The following is a 20,187-nucleotide window of genomic DNA, read 5'->3' as shown; positions in this document are numbered from 1 at the left end:
CGGCTTCTCTCGCGGCGGCGTCGAACCCGACGGGGACGGCCAGCGGCTTCGAAAGTCGCCCGGCCGCCCACTCCTCGGCGGCGTCCGGGTCGGCGAGCACCGCTTGGAGCGTCTGGGTCAGCTCCTGCTGCGCCTGCGGGCCCAGCGGCTGCCCGGCGTCCGAGGCCAGCTGCTCCGCCTGCCGGGCCAGGGCGCTCACCAGCTGATGCTGCTGCCGCGAGAGGGCGCGCAGCTCCTCCCCGTCCAGATTCCGGTGCGCACCTCGGAGTTGGGAGCCCAGCCGGAGCAACGGCGCGACCTGCTCCTGCTGCTCGCGCACCAGCAGATTGCTTGCCCAGGCGGCCAGGGTCGGACGGTGCAGCGCGCGGATCCTCTCCGCCAGCTCCCGCTGCCCGTCTGCCCGGGCGCGCTGCGCGCGGTCGTTGCGGGCGGCGGTGAACTCCTGCGGCCGCAGTCCGTACAGCTCCTCCGACACCTCGTCCAGCTCCACGCTGTCCTCCTGTGTCCGATATCACCTTCTTCGTCGCCGCTCCTCATCTTCCCACCGCTCTCTCGACCTGCAGGGATGTCCGTGCAGCCGGATGCGCAGGCGGGTTGCGCGAAACTGACCGGTCCAGGCCAATTCAGGCGCTCGCCGTTCTACGATCGCCGAATGGCTCTTCGCCTCACCCTGCTGGTCTCCAGCCGCAGCTCCTCGGTGCTCGACGTGCGGTTCGCGGACAACCGCCCGCTCGACCCGGCTGGGCGGCACCAGGTGAAGAGGAAGGGACGCGCGCTGTCGCATCTGGCGAGGGCGGAGCTGCGTTACTGCTCACCGTCCACCCGCTGCCGCGAGACGGGGCTCTCACTCGGACTCGAACCGCTCGCGCAGCCCGCACTGCGCGACTGCGACATGGGCCGCTGGAACGGACGCACCCTCCAGGAGGTGACCGCGCGCGAACCGCAGGCCGTGAACGCCTGGATCGCCGACCCCCGCACGGCCCCGCACGGAGGGGAGTCCCTGCTGGAGTTCATCCAGCGCGTGGGGGCCTGGCTCGACACCCGTCCTGCGGACGGAGGCGCTTGGATCGTCGCGGTCACGGAGCCCGCGGTGATGCGCGCGGCTCTGTGCTACGTGCTGAAGGCGCCGCCCCACGCGTACTGGCACATCGACGCCAACCCGCTCTCCGTCGTCACGCTGTCGGGACGCTCGGGGGACTGGTCCGTGAACCTGCAGACCTGACGGGTCACGCCTGTTGGCGATGTCCGGGGAAGAGCACCGCGGGCGAACCGCTGTCCGGCGGCTCAGGGAAGTCGGCGATGGCCAACTCGACATCCCGCGTGCAGTCCTCGGCCCCGCATTCGCAGGCGAACGCGCGCACAGCCGTCCGCGCATCCCCTCGCGACCAGGGGCGGGCGAAGGCTTGAAGGTGCTGGGAGACGATCGCGCGGTTGGCATAGCGCAGCAGCTCGCGGCGCTCGTTGGCCGAGGCGGCCGCCGGTCCCTCCGCGAGCGGCCCCGCGAAACGCCTCTCGACCTCGGCGACGGTCTCCGCCACGCTCAAGGACCCGTCGACGGTCAGCTTCGCGGCGCCCGACGCCTCGACCTTCGCCTCGATCTCGTCGAACAGGGCGCGGTAAAGCCGGAAGAAGCCCCCGTCGGGTGACAAGCCCTGCTCGATCAGCCGGGCGTGCTGGAGTTCCGGCGTCGGCAGCAGCCACAGAGCGCGGTCCGGTGCGGCCATGACCGCCGGCGTGACCGGCGATCCTTCGGCGACGGTCAGAGGCCGGGCCGGGAGGGCACGCAGATCGTCGGCGATCATCTGGCCGCGCTCGTGATGCAGGGACATCGACAGCAGCTCCCCGGTCCCTTCCGCCCAGCGTTCCTCGTGCGTCATCCGCTCCCAGCGGAGCGCGCCGGGATGCCCGTCCGCAACGGCCCGGTCCCGGTGCTCCCATGTGTGCGCATCGGAGTTGTACCAGCGCAGACCGCGGCGGCGGGCGATCAGCCGGGCGACGCTCGTCTTGCCCGCTCCAGGCGGTCCGCCCAGCCACAGCACAGGTGGCCCGTCACCCATCCGTCCGCTCCCCCCTTCCGCGCACGGGACGGCGCTCGTCCCGCTCCGGCCTCAACTCCGGATCGGCCGCCCACCGTAGCGGTACGGGACCCGCCGTAGGGCCGCCGTGCTGTCCGCACTCGGCGAAGCGGTGTTCGGCAGCGAGTCGGACCAGGCGGCACGGCCGGAAGGCTTTCCGGGGGTGGCGGGCCAGACAGCCGAGCCGCAAATGCGTGGACCGTGCGCTTCGGATAGATCTCTGAATGTCGATCTGCGGCGTTCGGAGGCGAAGGCCGTCGGGGGCGGGGCGTCACCAGGTCGACCGCCCCCACCCCCACGCGCAAGGGACGCCGCATGACTGACAAGCTCAGACGCGCCACCGTCACCGCTGTCACCGGCCTCGGCCTGTGCCTCACTCTCCTTCCCACCGGACAAGCGCAGGCGCAGGCCCCGATCCGCGTCCCCTGCAACGACATCGCGGCGCTCAAGGCGGCCATCGGCACGGCGAACAGCAGCGGCGGCAGCATCGTCCTCGCCTCCCGCTGCGTCTACTCCCTCGTGTCGGCCGACAACACGGACGACGGCCTGCCGGAGATCACGGGCAAGGTACGGATCTCAGGAGACCGCACGATCGTCCAGCGGGCTCCGGCATCTCCGGCCTTCCGCATCTTCCACGTGACGCGGGGCGGCAGCCTCAGCCTGAAGTCGCTCACCGTCCGCGGCGGTGAGTCCGCTCCCGTCACGGGGAGCAACGGCGGAGGAATCCTGAACGAACGCGGCGCCGTCACCCTGACCGGCGTGACGGTCAGGAACAACGTCTCCAGCGGCCTCGGCGGCGGGATCGCGAACCTCCTGGGAACGCTCGCCCTGAAGGACACCACGGTCAAGGACAACAGTGCCGTGTGGGGAGGCGGCGTCGGCACCAACGGCACCATGACGATGCGGGGCGGCGCCTTGCGCGACAACGCCGGAGGGAACTGGGGAGGCGGCCTCGCGAACGGAGGCAGGACCACGCTGGACCACGTGTCGGTCGACGGCAACTACGACGGCGACCTCGGTGGCGGCATCATCACGCTGGCCATCGATCAGCACACCGGGCCGCTGCGCCTGAACTTCACCCAGGTCAAGGGCAACAACGCGCAGACATCGGGGGGCGGCCTCTTCGCAGGCTCGGAAGAGCCGACGACCCTCTACCGGAGCAGCGTCAGCCACAACTCGGCGAACGGCGGCCCCGCCACCGGGGGCGGCATCGCGAACTCCGGTCCGTCCCTCAGCATCGATCTCGGCCCGGGCTCCGGAGCCAAGCAGAAGAGCAGCAAGAGCGGGCCCGCGCAGCCGCCGTTCGACGTGAACCTCATCCGCAGCACCGTCTTCAAGAACACCCCCACCAACTGTGCGCCGCCCGGCAGCGTGCCCCGCTGCGACGCCGTCGGCGCCGCGCCGGGCACGAAGGCACCGCACCGGCACGGGAGTTGACGCGGCGGTTGCGTGCGTGAGGCGGCGCCCAGAGGCCCGGCGCCTTTGAGGTCCGGTACGTAGAAGGGGCCAGGTCGTCCCGAGGCCGGCGGGCTGTGATCTTCAGGCTGGATCCAGGGGACGACTGTCCACGGGCGGGTGGCGGTGCAGGTGTGCTTCGGCGCAGGACCGCCACCCGTGCGGGCAGTCGGCGTGATGATCCTGGCCGCCTGGGGATCCGTCACGGGGTGGCGCGTAGCTGGAGAAGGTATGCCGCAGTCAGCGCAACGGCGCGGTCCCCGTCATGAGACAGCTCTGCCAGGGCACGCGAGGCCGTGGTTCCCGGGATGTCCGCCAGTGCCTGGGTCAGCCGTCCGCGTGCAGGGCCTTGAGTGGTGTCGTGGGCGAGGCGGTCGACGAGCCCGTTCGCGATCTGATTCGCCATCGCATCGTCGATGGCCAGCACGCTCAGTGCATCGGCTGCATCGGTGTCGTTCCTTCCGTCCACGATCATGTCGATGAGGGTCGGGGCCGCATCGGCCACTCCACGCGTCCCGAGAGCCAAAGCCGCATGTCCGCGGACGACGACGTCGTGGTTGTCGAGAGCGTCCCGCAGCTGCGCGGCGGCCACATCACCCGGCATCTCGGCGAGGGACTGAACGGCACGCTCCCGCACCGCGGCCACCGGTGAGCCGATGCCCTCCGCCAGCAGCGCCGAGCCGGCGTCGCCCGATCGTGCCAGCGCCCATCGAATGGCTCCGGCGACGTTCGGGTCCGTCTCGCTCAGTGCCGCCTCGACCAACGCCTCCACCGGCACCGGAACCTCGTCGACCGACGAAAGGGCGGCGCGCTGCCGTGCGTCGGCGCTCTTCGACCCGAGTGCCTGGAGGAGCGCGACGGCCCGGAGGACGTCCTCCCAGCCGGCGAGGTCCGCGGCATCGATCCGGCGCAGCCGTGTGAGCAGCTCGGTCTCCGCTGCGATGCGTTCGTGCGTCTGACGGATGAGGTCGCCGACGAGCGCCGAGGGCGTGAAGCCGGGGTCTTCGAGCGCGCGCCCGATCTCACGCAGCGACAGCCCCAGCGACCGCAGGCTCTCGACATGGAAGATCCGCCGGATGTCCTCGCCGGAGTACTCCCGGTAGCCGGAGCCCGTACGACTCGCAGGCCGCACCAGGCCGAGCGACTCGTAGTGCCTGAGCATGCGGGCGCTGACCCCGGACCGTCGCGCCACCTCACCGATCAGCACGTCCTATTGCCCCTCCTGGCCGGGCCCGCCGAGTGCCACGATGCGCTTGGCCTCCTCGATCGCGAACTCGAATCCTGCGTCCGGCTCTCGCAGCAGCCGTTGCGTGGCGAGCGCGTGTGCGCACACGCGCGGGTCAGGGGCCATCGTCGCAGTACGCAGAGCCGGCACGATCACTTCACCCAGTGCGACCAGCGCCCGGCTGAGACTCAGCTGCATCTCCCGCTCACCGCGCCCGAGCTGTGTCGCCAGCACCGTGGCCAACGCGGCCTCCTCACCCTCCGGCACGAGCACGACCGCGGCCCGCCAGGCGCTCCGCGCCACCTCGTCGTCGGCGTCGGACAGTACCGCCGGTGTGATCGCCGGCCACGCCTGCCGGTCCTCGATCTTGGACAGCGTGTGCAGAGCCTGGCTCCGTGCCTGCCCACGCCCTGAGCGGACCTCGCGGAGCAGCACCGGAAGCGTCATGGACCCCGGGTGGCGGGTGAGCGCCCAGGTCAGCATGTCGCGGACGAAGAACTCGGGCTCGATCGCGCATCGCTCGACGAGCTTGTCGACGAAGCGCGGGTCAGGCGTCGTGCCGACCGCCAGAGCGGCCCGCAGCCGCACGGATGAACGGCTGTCCTCCAGCCCTTGGAGCGCCCGCATCGCATCCGTGTCCTGTCTCGTGACCGTCATCGAGACCACCTCCTCGGAGGCAGTGAAGGCCCTGTCACCGTGTCAAGGTCAAACAGCGCTCCGGTGTGCGGTCACCCGTCACCTGCTGCTTCCCGGGCGTGCCCCTGGGTGCCGCAGCCTGTGACCGAGAGTCTTAGCTGGCGGATCACGACCTGAACCGTGGGTGGGACCGCGTTGTAGGCGCCGCGGGTCCCGCAGTCAGGCGGATTTGGCCTCGTCGATGGCGGCGACTGCCGCGCGGGCGTCCGGCACGCTGACGGTCACGGTTCTGCCGGTACGAAGGGTCAACTTCAAGGTCGGCCCGGAGCGGACCGTGCAATACGTACGGCGAGTGGTCCACCAGAACCCGAAGGCCACGTACCACGGGTGGAGATCGATCACCTCGGCACGCTCGACCTTTTCGAGGCCGTAGGTGCAGCGCGGCCACCCGAGCAGCCCGAACCGGACGGAGACCCCGTTGGGACCCGCCGCGATCCTCACGCTCGACCCGGTCAGCGCATTCACGAGCACAACGGCGGCGGCCACCGACAGCGGCACCGCCAAGCCGCCCCAACTCTCGTTCGACGTACCCCCCATGACCAGGAGCGGCGCCATCGGCACGACGCTGAGTACCACCAGGGGCCAGTTCGTGACCCGTCCGGTGTAGATCGAGTACCGGCCCCGGCCGGCGAACGCGGATGCCGTCACTGGGCACCATCCTCTCGGTAGGTCACGTCAACTCCTGTATGAGGCGGATCAATTCGCTCCGCCCGATCCCGTGCTGGCGGGCAACGGCCACCAGCGCCTGAGCTGCCTCGGTCACCGGGCCCGGCTCCGTAACGGCGGACGCGACCCGCGCCCCGCGCCCCCGGCGGAACTCCAGCAAGCCCTCGTCCCGCAGCTGCCGGTAAGCGGCCAGCACGGTGTTGCGGTCGACCGACAAGGCCTCCGCCAGCTCGACCGCCGGAGGAAGCTGCTCGCCGACCGTCAACTCACCCGAAGCCACGTCCTGACGGACGCAGTTGGCGATCTGGTGCTGCAGCAACTCCCGCGACGCGTGATCGATTACCCACCTCATAGTGCTAGTACTATTAGCACTATGAGGCTCTGGGTCAACCCCGTACCGGACCCGGTCCGCGACTGAGAGCCCTATGTCCCTGGCTGTCACTTATGGCACTCGGAGCAGCAGACTTCTGTACGAGGTCGAGCCGTGGCCGCACTCCCACCCCGGCGGAAGGCGGGGTGGAGGGATCCATGGCAGCGTCACGGCAGCGGCGCGATCAGTGCTCGCAGGCCCTTGCCGGTTCAACGGCGCCGTGTTGATCGTGATGAGGAGGCGGCCGTCGAAGCAGAGCCCGAACCGCCATGTTCCAGTCAGTCGGTGAACGCCGTGTCACTGGCTTTGCCGATAGGGGCCGAGATGCGGATCACGCCGTCCTGGCCTCCGCTCGCTATCCGGACTGTGCCCTTGGGGCCGGGCACTGCGGTCAACGCAAGGATCGCCGAGTCCGCACTCGGGTAGTCGAGGCGAGGTCCGTGGCGGTTGAACACTTCACCGACGAGTTGCCCCCGATAGGGATCACATAGCTGCACCCCCGAATCAGGGCCGCGTTCGACGACCACGGCCAGCACCGGCCCGCTGTCGAGCGGGACCGGCGCCATGGCGCTGATGCGCGGAGTTCGGTCACTCCAGCCGATGCGCGGAGCTGGGTCACTCCAGAGGTCAAAGCGCGCCACTTGCCGGTGGGTGGTGACATCCCAGACGACAATCACCTGGGGCGAGGAGTGCACGGCTAAGTGCGAGCCGCCCGATCCGAGGTTCAACACGGCAAGGTTTCGTCCGTGAGTCAGGAGGTGCCTACGCCACCTCAACCGAAGGGGCGCCCACGAGGGCCGCCGTGCCGGCGCCCAGAGCTCGACCACACCGTTGAACCGGGCGGCAGCGAATCCTGACGTACCGTCAGCGAACCGCACGCCGGCCAACTCGAAGATGCCGGGGCCGATGAGTCCCCCGCGCAGGCCGGCGGCGATACGGCGGTCTCGGGGCTGCCTGAGCTGGAACACCACCGAGTCCGTTTCAGGTTCCAAGACCTGGATCCGCTTCCGGTCTGCGGTCGTCACGGCGAGGGCGGGAGTCCGTTCCGTCGCTGGCACGACGGTGCACCCGGTCGCCCGTGCCAGCTCGACCGAGTCGAGGCGGAGCGCGGCAAGTTCCGCTTTGGACTCGTCCCTCTTGATCGGACCGCACACCGACTCGCCGGTCAAGGGGTCCCACACGCGCTGGGAGCTGTGGGTGTCCGCACTCACAAGCAACACGCGGCCATCGTGTGTCCGGACGGTGGTGAGAAAGCCGACGAACCGGTTGTGTCCGCGTAGCTCAAGGCTCTGTTCCATTGGCAGCCAGTATGCCCAGTGCCCCTGGGACGTGCCCCCAAGCTTGACGCCGTCGACCCAGTGGCAACACCCGGTCCTGGAGGACGGTCCACTCGATGCGATCCGGACGAGCGGTAAGGCACTCGACGAAGCCGGGGATTCAAGAGTGAACTGGTCCATGCACTCCGGACGTTGACCCTGCGCACCGTCACACAAGGTTCGCCGGGCGCCTACGTCCCTTTCCCGGGCGTCCGGTTGCCGCGTACGTCCGGAGCACCTGCGCAGAGGTGTCGAGATGCTTCCCGGGACGTTGGTCCCGGCGTCCAAGAGGGACCCGTCGGCCATATCGAGGAAGTCGTGACCCGGCGCGAGTGGGAAGGGCGGACGACTGTCGACGCCGCTTTGCAAGATGCCGCGAGGCTGCTCAGCCACGCGCCCAGGCCACGTCGTCTTGGAGGCCGCGAAGGCCGGTGCTGTGGGCGGGGATCGGGCCACGCACGCCGAGGTCGTCGCCCGGAACTCCCTAACCGGTTCCTCCAGTTGGAAGCGTCTGAGTCTCCTGGCCGCCGTCACGGCGACGAGAGCAGACGGCGCCGGTCGACTACGCCTCGGACGATGCCCTGCGCGGCCGCACCTTGAGGATGCGCGGACAACGCCGCGCCTTCGTACGGGGGCCGCTCGGACGACGCTGGTGAAGCGCCGTCGGGCAATACCCGCCGCTGTCCTGATAATTCGCCCGCCGTGAGATGTAACTCACTGTTGCAGCACGATGCTGGGCGTAATCAGGGTGTCGGGGGAGTGTTATCGTCAAGTGTCGGCGCAAGCCTGAAGCAGTAAGAAGTAAGCCAGAGTTGACCGGCACGGAAGCGAGGCTTCCGTGCAGGGTCTCCCAGAGGAATTCCGGCTGTCCGTGAAACTTCCGGACCGGCCGTCGAACTCTGTACTGCACGAACAGCAGCTGAACCACACCAATTCGCAACGGTGTCCGCTCTTCCTGGACGCCGTCCTCCTTCGCATGCCGTAAAGCAAGGAAATCATGCCTGTTCAATCGCTCGCGGAACTCGTACGCTTCGTCCGCCGTAATTCGTCCTTTTACGCAGCGCTCTACTCCGGTCTGCCCGACGGTGTAAAGGAGTTGACCGAACTCCCGGTCATACCTCAGACCGAGTTCTGGCAGGCGAACACCCCTCGCGGAAACTCACTGCTGACCGGCCCGCTCGACGAGGCAGTGGTTTTCAAGAGTGGTGGGACCACCGGTGCGCCGAAGTTCTCCTTCTACACCCGGGAGGAATGGAACGAGTTCACCACGGTTTTCGGTACCGGGCTGGTCGATGCCGGGCTGCGGCCCGGTCAGCGGGTCGCCGACCTCTTCTACACGGGTGATCTCTACGCCAGCTTCAGCTTCATCCTGGACTCACTGCACCGTGCCCCGGTGGCCAACGTCCGCCTTCCGATCGGGGGCGCCGCACCCCTGGCCTCGACCGTCGAGACGCTCGAGCAGTTCGACGTCGAGGTGATCGCAGGAGCCCCGACGACTCTCTGTTCCCTCGCCGAGTACCTGCGGGCCGACGGTCGCCAACTGCCCCGCGTGACCACGCTGTTCTTCGGCGGCGAGAGCATATTCAACGACCAGCAGCGCCTCTTGGCGACGGCCTTCCCCAACGCCCGTGTGGCCTCCATCGGTTACGCCGCAGTGGATGCCGGACTCGTGGGCGCTGCCGTTCCGGGGGGCGACCCGCGGCTGCACCGCGCCTTCACTCCGCACACCGTGGTGGAGATCCTCGACGAGGACAGCGGAGAGCCCATCACCCGTGCCGGCGTCCCCGGCCGTGTCGTCGTCACGGACCTGCGCCGGCGCTTGATGCCGGTACTGCGCTACCCCGTCGGTGACCGCGCCGAGTGGACCTGCACCACAGCCGGACACTTCCGCATTCTCGGGCGCGCCGAAGAGGGAGTCCGCGTCGGCGCGGTGGCGCTGCACACCCAGGACGTGCAGGACCTGGTGCGATCGGTCGACCCCGCGGGCCGCATCACCGGTCTGCAACTGGTGGTGCGCCGCTGGGAGAACCGCGACGGGTTGATACTGCGCCTCGGCTCCGACCTCCGGGACGAGGAGCTGCCCGAAGTCACCGCAGCCGTGGACAAGGCGTTCCTGGCGGCCCGCCCGATGTACGCGGCGGCGGTCGCCGCAGGGCACGTCCACCCCATGGCGGTGGAGTGGGTGCGGCACACCGACCTCGCCGTCAACTCCCGCTCCGGGAAGTTGATTCGCGTCATCGACGAACGTCCGCACGCATGAGCGCGGCGAAGGGACACCGCCGGCGAGCACCCATCGTCCTGCGCAACCCCGCCTTCTGCGCCGTGTGGATCGCCCAGGTCCTCACTCAGGCCTCGGCCCGGATGTTCCAGGTCGGCATCGTATGGTGGCTCGTCCAATACGCCGCCGGGTCCGAACCGGGCCTGGCCTCCGGCGCGTTCCTCGCCGTGTGCACGCTCCCCGCGGTCGCCCTGGCGCCCGTGGTGGCCGCCGTCATCGCGCGCAATCCGTACCGGTCCGTCATGGCCGCGGCGGCGGCCGGCGCCGGACTGGTCGCCGCGTGCACCGCGGCGTGGGCGTTCACGACCCCGCTGCCTACGGGCGTCGCCTACGGCGCGGCCCTGCTCCTGGCGGGCTGCCAGGCCCTGTTCGACCCCTGTCTGACCACGTCCGTGCCCGAACTCGTCGACGACGACGACATCGAGGCGGCGACCGGCTTCGAGTTGGCCACGCAATCCCTCGCGGGGCTGGCCGGCGGCCTTCTGGGCCCGCTCGTGGTCGACGCGTGGGGGCTGCCGGGCATCGTCGCCGGATGCGCCGGCGCGTACCTCCTGGCGGCCGGGCTGATCGGCGTCACACGCTTCCCGGGCACGGCGCCCCGACGGACGGGAGTCGCGGGCATGCGGGGCGGAGGAACGGCGGCGCAGTCCGCCGAGGAGGCGGCACCGGGCAGCGGGCAACCTACCGCTCCGCGTCGTACGCTGCGGCAGATCCTCGCCGAACTGCCCTTCATCCGGCGGGTGTTGCTCAGCTTCGCCGCGGCGAACGTCTTCACCACGGCCGTCTTCGTCGTCATGCCCCTCTACACCGCCTCCGTGCTGCGTGCCGACGGTTCGACTGTGGCGCTGCTGGAAGCGTCGCTCGGCATCGGCACCCTCGCCGGGGCGTTCACCGGCAGTCGGCTGCCGGGGCGCCCGACCACGGTCGGCGCCGTCTGCCTGGGATTGATGGCGGTCTCGTTCGCCCTTCCGGGCATGCTCGCGGACCGGACCGTCTACGCGGCGGCCATGGTCGTCGCGGGATGGTGCGTGGGCGCCGTCGGCGTACGGTTCGTGGCCCTCTTCCAGCGGCTCGTACCGCCCGCCGACAAGCCGGGGTTCTTCGCGGTCATGCAGTCGCTGCTCGGAGCCACCTTCCCGCTCGCCTCTCTGCTGTTCGGCGTACTGGGCGACCAGATCTCGCCGCAGACCCTCTGCCTGATCCAGGCACTGGGCCTGGTGCCTGTCGCCCTCGTCCTCTGGCGGACGGGCGCCGCCGGCAACGCCGCCGAGGCACGGCCGGACTCACCCGGCTCCGAGGTGACGGCAGTCGCCGCCTCGCACACGACCGCGACGGACACCGCGCCCGCCACCTTGGTTGCCACCGCCGCCGCCGATGTCACCGCTGAAGGAGGAGCACGATGACCGTCACGATCACCCCCGCTGTCCTTCAAGACGTCGCGGAACTGCGGCAGTTGTACTTCGAGGTCTACGGCCACGGATACCCGGTGCCGCTCGGCAGCGACCCCGCCGAGATGCGACGGCTCATCACCGATCCGCACACCCACTGGCTGGTGGCACGCAAGCCCGGCACCGGGGAACTGGCCGGCTCCGTGGTCGTGCAGACCGACCCCGGGAGCCGGATCGGCAAACTCGTCGGACTCGCCGTACACCCCGTCCACCGCGAGGGCGGACTGGCCGGCCGGCTGACCGGCGCAGTATGCACCGGCGCCCTGGCCACCGGTTCCCTCGATTCGATCTACGCGACGGTGCGGGTGGTGACCGAAGGCCCCCAGCACATCGTGGTGCGCAACGGTTTCCGCCCGCTGGGGTTGATGCCCAACGCCGTCGAAGTGGCGGGCTGCGAAAGCCTCGCCCTCTTCGCCCGCTTCGCCGACGACGTGCTGAACCGCCGTGAGCATGTGCCGTGCGTGCCGGCCCCCCTGGCTCCGCTCCTCACAGCCGCGGAGGAGACCTCGGGCATCGGCTACGCGAGCGTCCGCCCCGTCGAGACGCCGGGCACCGGCCTGCTCTCCGGGCCGGTCGTCCCCTCCACCGCAGCCATGGAGATCATCACCGCCCGCTCCTTCGTCAACCGCCGCTTCCTGGAACAGTTCCCCGACCCGGCAGGACGTTTCTTCCCCCTGCACTCCCCGAACGCGATCCTCACCCCGGAGAACGGTGAGTTCGAGGCATACGCGGATCTGGACCCCGTCACCGGAAGCTGCTCACTCATCGCGGTGCACCCCTACCCCGCCGCCATGGCGCACGCCCTGGAACCACTGATGAGTGCGGTCACCCGTACGGGCGTGGACTACGTCGAGACGCTGCTTCCCCTGTCCGACACCGCGGGGCTCAGCGCCTTCCTGGCCGCGGGGTTCGTTCCCAGCGCGCTGTATCCGGCCATGCGCCGCCTGGGCGACCGCTTCCACGACTACGTCGTGCTCTCCCGAACCAACCGCCAGATCGACTTCCGCACCGCCGCCGTCAGTTCGCCGGTGCAGCCGTACCTGAGCGCATACCTGAGGGCCTGGACCGCGACGTACCTTCCACTTCACGAGGTTGCCTCATGAATCGCCATCTGCTTCCCGCCGAGGTCCCCGATCCGGCGTCCCTCCAGCACGTCCAGCAACTGTGCGACCTCGCAGCACCCTACGAGCAGGGCCCGGAGACCGACGCCCTCTTCGCCGCCGCGATGGCCGAGAACAACTCATGGCATGCCGAACGCTCCGAGTTCTTCCGGTCGTTGCTGAGGGACGAGCCCGAGACGCCGGCCCCCAGCGTGGGTCCTGACGTCCGCGCCCCGCTGGTGCACGCCAACTTCTTCAAGCGTCACGAGCTGCTCTCCATTCCCCGGGACGAGGTCCATCTCCACCTCACTTCCTCCGGCACCACCGGTCAGAAGTCGCAGATGTTCTTCGACGAGTGGACCATCCGCTCCGCCCAGCGCATGGTGGCCCGCGTCTTCGACCACTACGGGTGGATCACCCCGGACCAACCCGTCAACTACCTGCTCTACAGCTACGAGCCCGCACCGCAACTGAAGCTCGGCACATCCTTCACCGACAACTACCTGTGCGACTTCGCGCCCGCCCGGGACACCACTCACGCCCTGCGCCACACCGGCACGGGACACGAGTTCGATGTGCGCGGCTGCATCGAGGCGCTCCAGCGCTACGCCGACGAGGGACTGCCGGTACGGATCCTCGGTTTCCCGGCCTTCCTCCACTTCACCCTCGAGCGGATGCGTTCGCTGGGGGTCCCTCCGGTGCAGCTGCCGCCCGACTCGCTCGTCGTGCTCGGCGGCGGCTGGAAGGGCCACGCCGACCGTCAGATCGCCAAGGACGACTTCTACGCGGAGGTCACCGAGCAGCTGGGCATCCCCTCAGAGCGGATCCGCGACACCTTCGGGTCCGTCGAGCACTGCGTGCCCTACGTCGAGTGCGAACGGCACCGGCTGCACGTCCCGGTCTGGTCCCGTGCCGCCGTACGCGACACCGCCACCCTCGAGCCGCTTCCCCACGGTGAGCGCGGCTACCTCCACCTCGTCTCCCCGTACATCACCTCGGTCCCGGCACAGAGCGTGCTCATGGGCGACCTCGCCTCCCTGCACCCCGGCGAGGAATGCGGCTGCGCCCAGCCGACCCCGTGGTTCACCGTCCACGGCCGCGCCGGAGTCAGCCGCAACCGCAGCTGTGCGGTGGCCGCCGCCGAACTTCTGAAGGGACTGTCATGACCAGCGCACCGACCCCCGGAGCGACCAGCGGACTCCACCTGTGGCAGGGCACGTTCGTCGACGACGAGAAGGTCACCGAGCTCCTCGCCGACCTGCCTGCCCTCACCGAGAGCACGATGGCGGAGCAGCTGCCCACCGACGTCGTCCTGTGCGCCTGCGACCGGCTCTCCGAGGCACTGCGCACCCCCGGTGACCCCGTTCACGTCCGGCTGACGGACTGTCTCACCGAGGGCGGCACGGAACCGGAGCAGGCCGCTTCCCTGCTCGCCGAGTTGGCCCAGGCCCTCAGCCGCCCGGCGCTGGAGCGCAAGCTCCGCCGCGAACTCGGCGGACTCCACCCGGAGCGGCTCACCCGGCCCGACGCGCGGGAGACCGTCTACGAGGCGTGGGCGCCAGTCGGCCTCGTCGTGCACGTCGCACCAGGAAACGCGGCGGGCGTGGCTCCGCTGAGCGTCGTCGAGGGACTGCTGACCGGCAATCTCAACGTGCTGAAGACGAGCAGCTCCGACACACCGCTCGCTTCACGTCTGCTCGCCGAGCTCGCCGCAGCCGACGAGACCGGCATCCTCGCCCGCCGGGTCATCGCCCTGAGCTTCCCCTCCAGCCGCCGCGCATGGCTTGAGCCCTTGTGCGCCGCGGCCGACGCGATCGCCGTCTGGGGCGGCGAGGACGCCGTGGCCGGTATCGCCGCGCTCACGCCAGCCGGTTGCCGACTGGTCGAGTGGGGCCACAAGATCTCCTTCGCCTACCTGACCCGCGATGCCTGGAACGACCCCTCCGTCCAGACCGCGCTCGCCACGGACGTCTGCCTCCTCGACCAGCAGGCCTGTTCCAGCCCCCAGGTCGTCTACCTCGACACCGACGCCCGGGAGGAAGTCTTCGCCTTCGCCGACACCTTCGCGGCCCAACTGGCGCAAGTCTCCGACAAGTTGCCGCGCACCCAACTCGACGCCGCCGAGCACGCCGAGATCACCAACACCGAACTCGTCGCCCGACTCGAACAGCATCTCGACCTGACCCGGGTCATCGCCGCAGACGACGGCTCCTGGCGCGTCCTCGCCGACACCCGTCGCGCGATGACCGCCTCACCGCTCCACCGCAGCGTCTGGATCAAGCCGCTGCCACGCCACGACATAGCCGCCACCCTGCGGCCCATGCGGCGCTACCTCCAGACCGCGGCCATCGCCGGCACCCGCGCGGACATAGCGAAGCTCACGCGCTCCGTCGTCACCGCAGGGGTCACGCGAGTGACCCCGGTAGGCGCCATGCTCGACGCCTACGACGGCGAATCCCACGACGGCGTGTACGCGTTGCAGCGATACAGCAGGCGCATCGCCGTACAGGCCGACCAGCGGTTCACCGCCACCTCCTGCCTGGACGACCTCGTGGCTCCGGCCGTACAGCCGGCCCCGCCCACCGGCCCACTGCTCGACAAGGCAGGCGTCCAGGAGCAGTTGGGGAGCCTGGCCCCCGAACACGCCCACCTGTACTTCCGCAGCGGCGGCAGCACCGGCGCGCCCGGCCTCTCGGTCTTCACCAACGCCGACTACGACACCCAGATGCGCGCCGCTGCGAACGGCCTGCTCGACGCCGGGTTCGATCCGGCCCGCGACCGTGCCGCCAACCTCTTCTACAGCGGTGGCCTGTACGGCAGTTTCATCAGCTTCTTCTCCATCCTGGAGCGGCTGAACGCCACCCAGATCCCGCTGTCCGCGGGCAACGACCTCGCCGCTGTCGCAGAAGACCTGGTGACCTACCGGGCCGACACCCTCTTCGGCATGCCCTCCTACCTCTGGCAGCTCTTCAACTCCCAGAGCGAGACCATGCGCGCCTACGGCGGAGTGCGGAAGGTCTACTACGGGGGTGAGCACTTCACCGCTGAGCAACGCCGCGTCCTCACCGACGACTTCGGCGTCGAGGTGATCCGATCGGCCGCCTACGGCAGCACCGATCTCGGACCACTGGCATACCAGTGCGACCACGCCGACGGCTCCGTCCATCACGTGCTGACCGACCTGCACACCCTGGAGATCCTCGACCTCGAGGAGGACCGGCCGGTACGAGCCGGTGAACCGGGGCGGCTGATCTTCACCAGCCGAGCCCGGTCCGGGCAGCGGCTCGAGCGCTACCAGATCGGCGACCTCGGCCGAGCGCTGGGCGGTGTGTGCCCCTGTGGCAACCGCGCCCCGCGGATCGAACTCCTCGGCCGGCACGGCGATGTGGCACGCATCGGCACGTACTCCTACCACTACCGGCACTTCGTCCAAGCCGCCGAGACGCGCCTCGGCTACCGCGGAGAACTCCAGATCGTCCTCACCTCGGAGGCAGCGCGGGAGCGGCTCACCGTCCGACTCGACGAGCGCTACGCCCCGCCGGCCGATTCCGCTCGAGCCACCTTCCTGGCGGAGGTCCCGGGCCTGCGCTCCGCGGTCGAAGAGGAGGACCTCCTCACGTGCTCGATCGAGATCACCGACGGGGCCGCGTTCGAACGGACCGCGGCCAGCGGCAAGTTGCGCACGTTCGTGGACCGGCGCAGGACGGGATGACGTCAGTACGGGTCACCGGGCAACCGAGGTGGTGCCGGCGCGCGCCGAGGGCGAGTGGAGCGGTGGCTGACGCGAGGTTCCTTGTAGATGCTCCGCAGCACAACAAAAGAGATGACGGGTTCTATAGGCCAGCGTGCCGACTGAGTGCATTCAGAAGGGCAGGCTTTCGTGCTCCAACAGCAGGAAGTAGAGGCCGCCCGCTACGAGGATGCCGAGTCCGATCGGCGCGGCGGGAATGTCAGGCTTCCTACGCGCCAGCAGGGACCACACCCCTATGAGGAGGAGTGGCGCCCACCCAGCGAAGTAGACGAGCCAGGCGCTCTCGTCTCTTTCATGACTCTTTGATGTCAGGAAGAGGGAGCCTGCGACGAAGACGAACAAGGCTGGGGATCCCCATATATTTTCATATACGGATTGGGTGAGAGGTTTCTTTTTCTGCTGCATGTTTCCTCCTGTGCCGTACTCGAGGAGACACCTTGTCTCTTCGGGTACTTGGTCAGTCATCGTCGGTACTACGTTCGCGAAGCCCGGAGTGCCCTCCTCAAGGGCCGTCTCGTCGTGAGGCTTAGCAATTGCCTCCGACAGTCCGGCCGTTGATCCGGGTGGTTCATGGGAGTCCACTCCTGTTCGTATGCGCTTCGGCCATGAGCAGAGTGGCTGGAACCGGCACGTCGGCGCAGTCTCCGGAAGTCGCGGTGTTGCAGCGACGGAAGTCGATGATCTGGTGGCTCGGAGAGCCGTGGTGGGCACGGCGCGTACGACTTTGGTCGTTCGACTACGGGGTCGGGCGAGGGGTGCGGTGTCTGTGCCCTCCGCTTATCGTCGGCTCGTGATGAGAGCAGCAAGGGCGCGCGGAGTCTGGAGCCTGGCGTCCTCGGGCGAGTGGAACCGCGGGCGGCTGATGGGTGAGGGCCTCGGCGCTCTCGCTCTCGGCGTGCTCGCGACAGCGGTCGAAGTTTCGACAACCGACGACCTCCTGCGTGTGGTCGCTGTGGTCCTCGGCGTCGTCGCGCTGTTCCTGCTGCGGCGTCGGCTGCCCGCGACCGTGCTCATCGTCGCCGGGGCAGCGGCAGGTCAGCTCTACGCCGCAGTGCCGCTCTTGATCTACGCAAGCTGGTCCGCGGGGAGCCGAATATCAAGCAGGTGGCGGGCAACGGCGGCGTTCCTCACCGCTGTTGTGCTTCAGGTCGCGATCTCCGCCTTCCGTAATGTCTCTGAAGCCCATGGCGTGATGGCGACGGTGCCTGCGCTCGTCGCCTTCTCCGTGGGTGCGTCCCTCGCCTTCTCCGTGGGCGCGGTGGTCGTTCCTGGCCTCGCCGGTCGCTACCGGGCTCAGCGCCGCACCCACCTCGGAATGTTGCAGCGGCACAACGCCCGACTGAAGAGCGAGCGTCCGATGGTGGCCTGGCAGGCACAGATGAGGGAACGCCATCGCATAGCGCAGGGCATCCACGACAACCTCGGCCATCAACTTGCCCTGATCGCCGTACATACCGGGGCTCTGGAAGTCGACAGCCAACTGACCGAGCAGCAGCGCAGGGGAGTTGCGGTACTGCGGGCCGCGTCGGCGACAGCGATGCGGGAGTTGCGCGAGGTGGTCGGCGTCCTGAGTGACGAGCCGCAAACACAGGGCCTGGCCGTGCCTCACGAGAACCGCGGCGGTCAGCCCGTCACCCGGGGCGTGGCGGCCATCAACGACCTCGTCGCGTCTTCCTGTGCCCCGGGCACCTCAGTTGAGCTGCGCTGCTCGGGCGACTCCCGGTCGCTTCCTCCGGCGGCTGACCATGCTGCGTACCGGATCGTGCAGGAGGGTCTGACCAACGCCCTCAAGCACTCTCCCCGCGCCCCGGTCTCCGTCGCCCTTCGGTACGAGCCGGACGCCCTCCTGGTGGAGGTGGCCAACGGCCCTGTGCCCGAGGACGCCCCTCAGCCCGCCCCGGATGCGGTCAGCGGCGGGCAGGGGCTGCGGGGACTTCGAGAGCGTGCCCGGCTCATCGGGGGTCTGCTGCACAGCGGCCCCCTCGCAGACGGCGGCTTCCGGCTCGCAGGCGTGCTCCCGTACGAGGTCGACAACGGCAATGCTCATCCTGGCGACGACGCGCCCTCGGGTGCTGAGGCGGGGGACTTGTGGCGGCAGACCCACGCGGGCGCGGCGGCTGCTGGAGCGGCGTTCGACCGTTCCGCTCAGAGGGAAGAACTCGCCGTCGTGAGCAGGAAGAGGGAAACGGTCAACAGTTGTGCTGTCGCAGCCGGTCTTGTCGTCCTGGGAATCGGCGCCCTGTTCACCTGGCTGGCTTTGGAGCTGGGCAGTGAGGAGGAGAAGGCCAAGATTCCTTCGAGTGTCTACGAGTCGGCGCGGGTCGGGCAGCCGGAGAAAGAGATCCAAGCGAAGCTTCCGAAGGGGGATTCGTGGGTCCTCGACGGCGTGGAGGACCAGGCACCGCCTCTCCCCGAGCGTGCGAAGTGCCGTCATTTCATGTCCGAGGAGGACAGGGATGAGGAAACGCAATTCCGCTTCTGCTTCAGAGACGGGAAACTGGTGGAGAAGCGCACATTTCAGGCACGGCTTTAGGAGCTTCTTCCTGCACCCGAGCTGTGACCAGCCCGGGTGCAGGGCATGATGGCCGGGCATCGTATCTCCGACCTGCACTGAGGTGACCGTGGTGATCCGGGTCCTCGTCGCCGACGATGAGCCGCTCATCCGCACCGGCATCAGGACGATTCTCGCCTCGGCCGACGACATCGACGTCGTCGGCGAGGCTGAAAACGGGCGCGACGCGGTCGAGTCGGCGCGGCGCCTCTCGGTCGACGTCGCCCTGCTCGACATCCGGATGCCCGTGCTCGACGGCCTGTCCGCGCTGGCCGAACTGCGCCGGACCGCGCCATCCGTACGGGGGTTGATCCTCACCACGTTCGGAGAACGCGGCAACGTACTGGGAGCGCTCAGCCACGGCGGTGCCGGATTTCTGCTCAAGGACTCGGCACCCGAGGAGCTCATCAACGCCGTCCGGGCGGCAGCTGCCGGAGACGCCTACCTCTCCCCGCCGGCGACGCGGCAAGTGGTGGACACCTTCAACTCCGGGGCCGCCGCCCGTGAAGAAGGGGCCCGGCGCCGGCTCGCCGTCCTGACCGAACGAGAGCGCGAGGTGCTCGCCCTGCTCGGCGAGGGGCTGTCCAACGCCGACACCGGCTCCCGACTCCACATGAGCGAAGCAACCGTCAAGACCTACGTCAGCCGCATCCTGACAAAACTCGGATGCCGGAACCGGGTCCAGGCCGCGCTCCTCGCACGCGACGCCGGACTCGAACCCGAGTCCACCACCTGATCGTTCACTTTCCTGGCCGGTCGCGCGACACAGGACGGTGTATGGGCCCGCTGACAGGGGGCCGGGCCCGATCCCGCGGCGCAGGAAGCGTCATGGCCTCGCTTCCTGCCGGTTGAAGAGCGCAGCGAAGTCGTCGGGCAACTGCGTGACGAGATGGCGGACTTGGCCGGCGGACACGGCAGCGGGGAGCGTCGAAAGCACCGCAGTGGCATCCCGTTCGGCGGTGTGAGGGCCCCGTCCCGTCCGCTCCTCAACGCGGCGGTGGAACTCGGCGAGATCGAACGACTCGCCGCTGGCACCGTTCGGGTCGCGTAGGGCCTGGTCCAGGGGTGAGGGGAGCTGTGAAGCCAGATCCGCGGCTTCGCTGGAGGTGATACGGGAAGCGAGGACCGACAGCACGGCATCCAGCACCGCGTGTGCCTCCTGTTGGTCCTTGTAGTCACCCTGGTCGCGGATCTCTGCCAGCAACTCGTCGTCACGCATGGGAGAAACAACCTCACTCGTTCGCGATGTGTCTTGG

General features: G+C 69.2%; 17 protein-coding genes and 1 pseudogene. 9 read left to right on the top strand and 9 right to left on the bottom strand.

The genetic code is table 11. From position 1 onward, the window contains the following. Window positions 1–490 (bottom strand): annotated as a pseudogene (locus tag H5J26_RS02000) (hypothetical protein); the annotation flags it as partial. Between the two features lie 162 nt (window positions 491–652). Between H5J26_RS02000 and H5J26_RS01995 the strand changes: the two are divergent. Next, window positions 653–1,222 (top strand): histidine phosphatase family protein, encoded by a 570-nt coding sequence (locus tag H5J26_RS01995; protein WP_181763883.1) that lies wholly within the window; start codon window positions 653–655, stop codon window positions 1,220–1,222. A 4-nt stretch (window positions 1,223–1,226) separates the two neighbouring features. On the opposite strand, the gene H5J26_RS01990 is transcribed toward H5J26_RS01995, so the two are convergent. Next, entirely contained in the window at window positions 1,227–2,057 is an 831-nt protein-coding gene (locus H5J26_RS01990; protein WP_181763882.1) for a hypothetical protein, read from the bottom strand. A gap of 333 nt (window positions 2,058–2,390) precedes the next feature. Between H5J26_RS01990 and H5J26_RS01985 the strand changes: the two genes are divergently transcribed. Then, entirely contained in the window at window positions 2,391–3,512 is a 1,122-nt protein-coding gene (locus tag H5J26_RS01985; protein ID WP_181763881.1) for a hypothetical protein, read from the top strand. A gap of 220 nt (window positions 3,513–3,732) precedes the next feature. On the opposite strand, the gene H5J26_RS01980 is transcribed toward H5J26_RS01985, so the two are convergent. The 5 genes from H5J26_RS01980 to H5J26_RS01960 all read right to left on the bottom strand — a co-directional run bounded on the left by H5J26_RS01980 (window position 3,733) and on the right by H5J26_RS01960 (window position 7,785). Beyond that, a complete protein-coding gene (locus H5J26_RS01980; protein WP_181763880.1) occupies window positions 3,733–4,737 on the bottom strand; it encodes a MerR family transcriptional regulator in 1,005 nt (334 codons plus the stop codon). A 3-nt stretch (window positions 4,738–4,740) separates the two neighbouring features. Continuing rightward, a complete protein-coding gene (locus tag H5J26_RS01975) occupies window positions 4,741–5,412 on the bottom strand; it encodes a HEAT repeat domain-containing protein (protein WP_181763879.1) in 672 nt (223 codons plus the stop codon). A 198-nt stretch (window positions 5,413–5,610) separates the two neighbouring features. Further along, window positions 5,611–6,099 carry a hypothetical protein gene (locus H5J26_RS01970; RefSeq protein ID WP_181763878.1) on the bottom strand — a complete coding sequence of 163 codons (489 nt, stop codon included), beginning with the start codon at window positions 6,097–6,099 and terminating at the stop codon, window positions 5,611–5,613. Between the two features lie 22 nt (window positions 6,100–6,121). After that, entirely contained in the window at window positions 6,122–6,469 is a 348-nt protein-coding gene (locus H5J26_RS01965; RefSeq protein ID WP_181763877.1) for a GntR family transcriptional regulator, read from the bottom strand. A 296-nt stretch (window positions 6,470–6,765) separates the two neighbouring features. Next, complete coding sequence (locus tag H5J26_RS01960; protein WP_181763876.1) at window positions 6,766–7,785, bottom strand: hypothetical protein; 1,020 nt, start codon at window positions 7,783–7,785, stop codon at window positions 6,766–6,768. A gap of 1,015 nt (window positions 7,786–8,800) precedes the next feature. Here H5J26_RS01960 and H5J26_RS01955 point away from each other — a divergent pair. From H5J26_RS01955 to H5J26_RS01935, 5 genes are read left to right on the top strand one after another with little or no spacing between them, the layout of a single operon-like run. Next, window positions 8,801–10,063: a phenylacetate--CoA ligase family protein gene (locus tag H5J26_RS01955; RefSeq protein WP_181763875.1), complete on the top strand. Its 1,263-nt coding sequence runs from the start codon at window positions 8,801–8,803 to the stop codon at window positions 10,061–10,063. After that, window positions 10,060–11,484, top strand: coding sequence for an MFS transporter (locus H5J26_RS01950; RefSeq protein WP_181763874.1), 1,425 nt, complete (start codon window positions 10,060–10,062; stop codon window positions 11,482–11,484). The genes H5J26_RS01955 and H5J26_RS01950 overlap by 4 nt, the downstream gene beginning before the upstream one ends. Further along, the gene (locus H5J26_RS01945) at window positions 11,481–12,632 is read left to right on the top strand and encodes a GNAT family N-acetyltransferase (RefSeq protein WP_181763873.1); all 1,152 of its coding nucleotides are present in this window, start codon (window positions 11,481–11,483) and stop codon (window positions 12,630–12,632) included. Before H5J26_RS01950 ends, H5J26_RS01945 begins: the two co-directional genes overlap by 4 nt. Continuing rightward, window positions 12,629–13,795 (top strand): acyl-protein synthase, encoded by a 1,167-nt coding sequence (locus tag H5J26_RS01940; protein ID WP_181763872.1) that lies wholly within the window; start codon window positions 12,629–12,631, stop codon window positions 13,793–13,795. The genes H5J26_RS01945 and H5J26_RS01940 overlap by 4 nt, the downstream gene beginning before the upstream one ends. Beyond that, a complete protein-coding gene (locus H5J26_RS01935; protein ID WP_181763871.1) occupies window positions 13,792–16,341 on the top strand; it encodes an acyl-CoA reductase in 2,550 nt (849 codons plus the stop codon). Before H5J26_RS01940 ends, H5J26_RS01935 begins: the two co-directional genes overlap by 4 nt. 150 nt (window positions 16,342–16,491) lie before the next feature. Here the strand turns inward: H5J26_RS01935 and H5J26_RS01930 are convergent, their stop codons facing one another. Beyond that, on the bottom strand, window positions 16,492–16,962 hold the full coding sequence (locus H5J26_RS01930) for a hypothetical protein (RefSeq protein ID WP_181763870.1): 471 nt from the start codon (window positions 16,960–16,962) through the stop codon (window positions 16,492–16,494). Window positions 16,963–17,173: 211 nt separating this feature from the next. On the opposite strand from H5J26_RS01930, the gene H5J26_RS01925 reads away from it, so the two are divergent. Continuing rightward, window positions 17,174–18,913: a sensor histidine kinase gene (locus tag H5J26_RS01925; protein ID WP_181763892.1), complete on the top strand. Its 1,740-nt coding sequence runs from the start codon at window positions 17,174–17,176 to the stop codon at window positions 18,911–18,913. Window positions 18,914–19,004: 91 nt separating this feature from the next. Beyond that, window positions 19,005–19,667: a response regulator gene (locus tag H5J26_RS01920; protein WP_181763869.1), complete on the top strand. Its 663-nt coding sequence runs from the start codon at window positions 19,005–19,007 to the stop codon at window positions 19,665–19,667. Window positions 19,668–19,757: 90 nt separating this feature from the next. Here the strand turns inward: H5J26_RS01920 and H5J26_RS01915 are convergent, their stop codons facing one another. Then, window positions 19,758–20,150: a DUF2267 domain-containing protein gene (locus tag H5J26_RS01915; protein WP_181763868.1), complete on the bottom strand. Its 393-nt coding sequence runs from the start codon at window positions 20,148–20,150 to the stop codon at window positions 19,758–19,760. Window positions 20,151–20,187: the final 37 nt, after the last annotated feature.

Source organism: Streptomyces albidus (ex Kaewkla and Franco 2022) (genome assembly GCF_013870515.1).
GTDB lineage: Bacteria > Actinomycetota > Actinomycetes > Streptomycetales > Streptomycetaceae > Streptomyces > Streptomyces albidus.
Note: the sequence above shows the minus strand (reverse complement) of the source record. Positions and strands in the feature narration are given on the sequence as shown.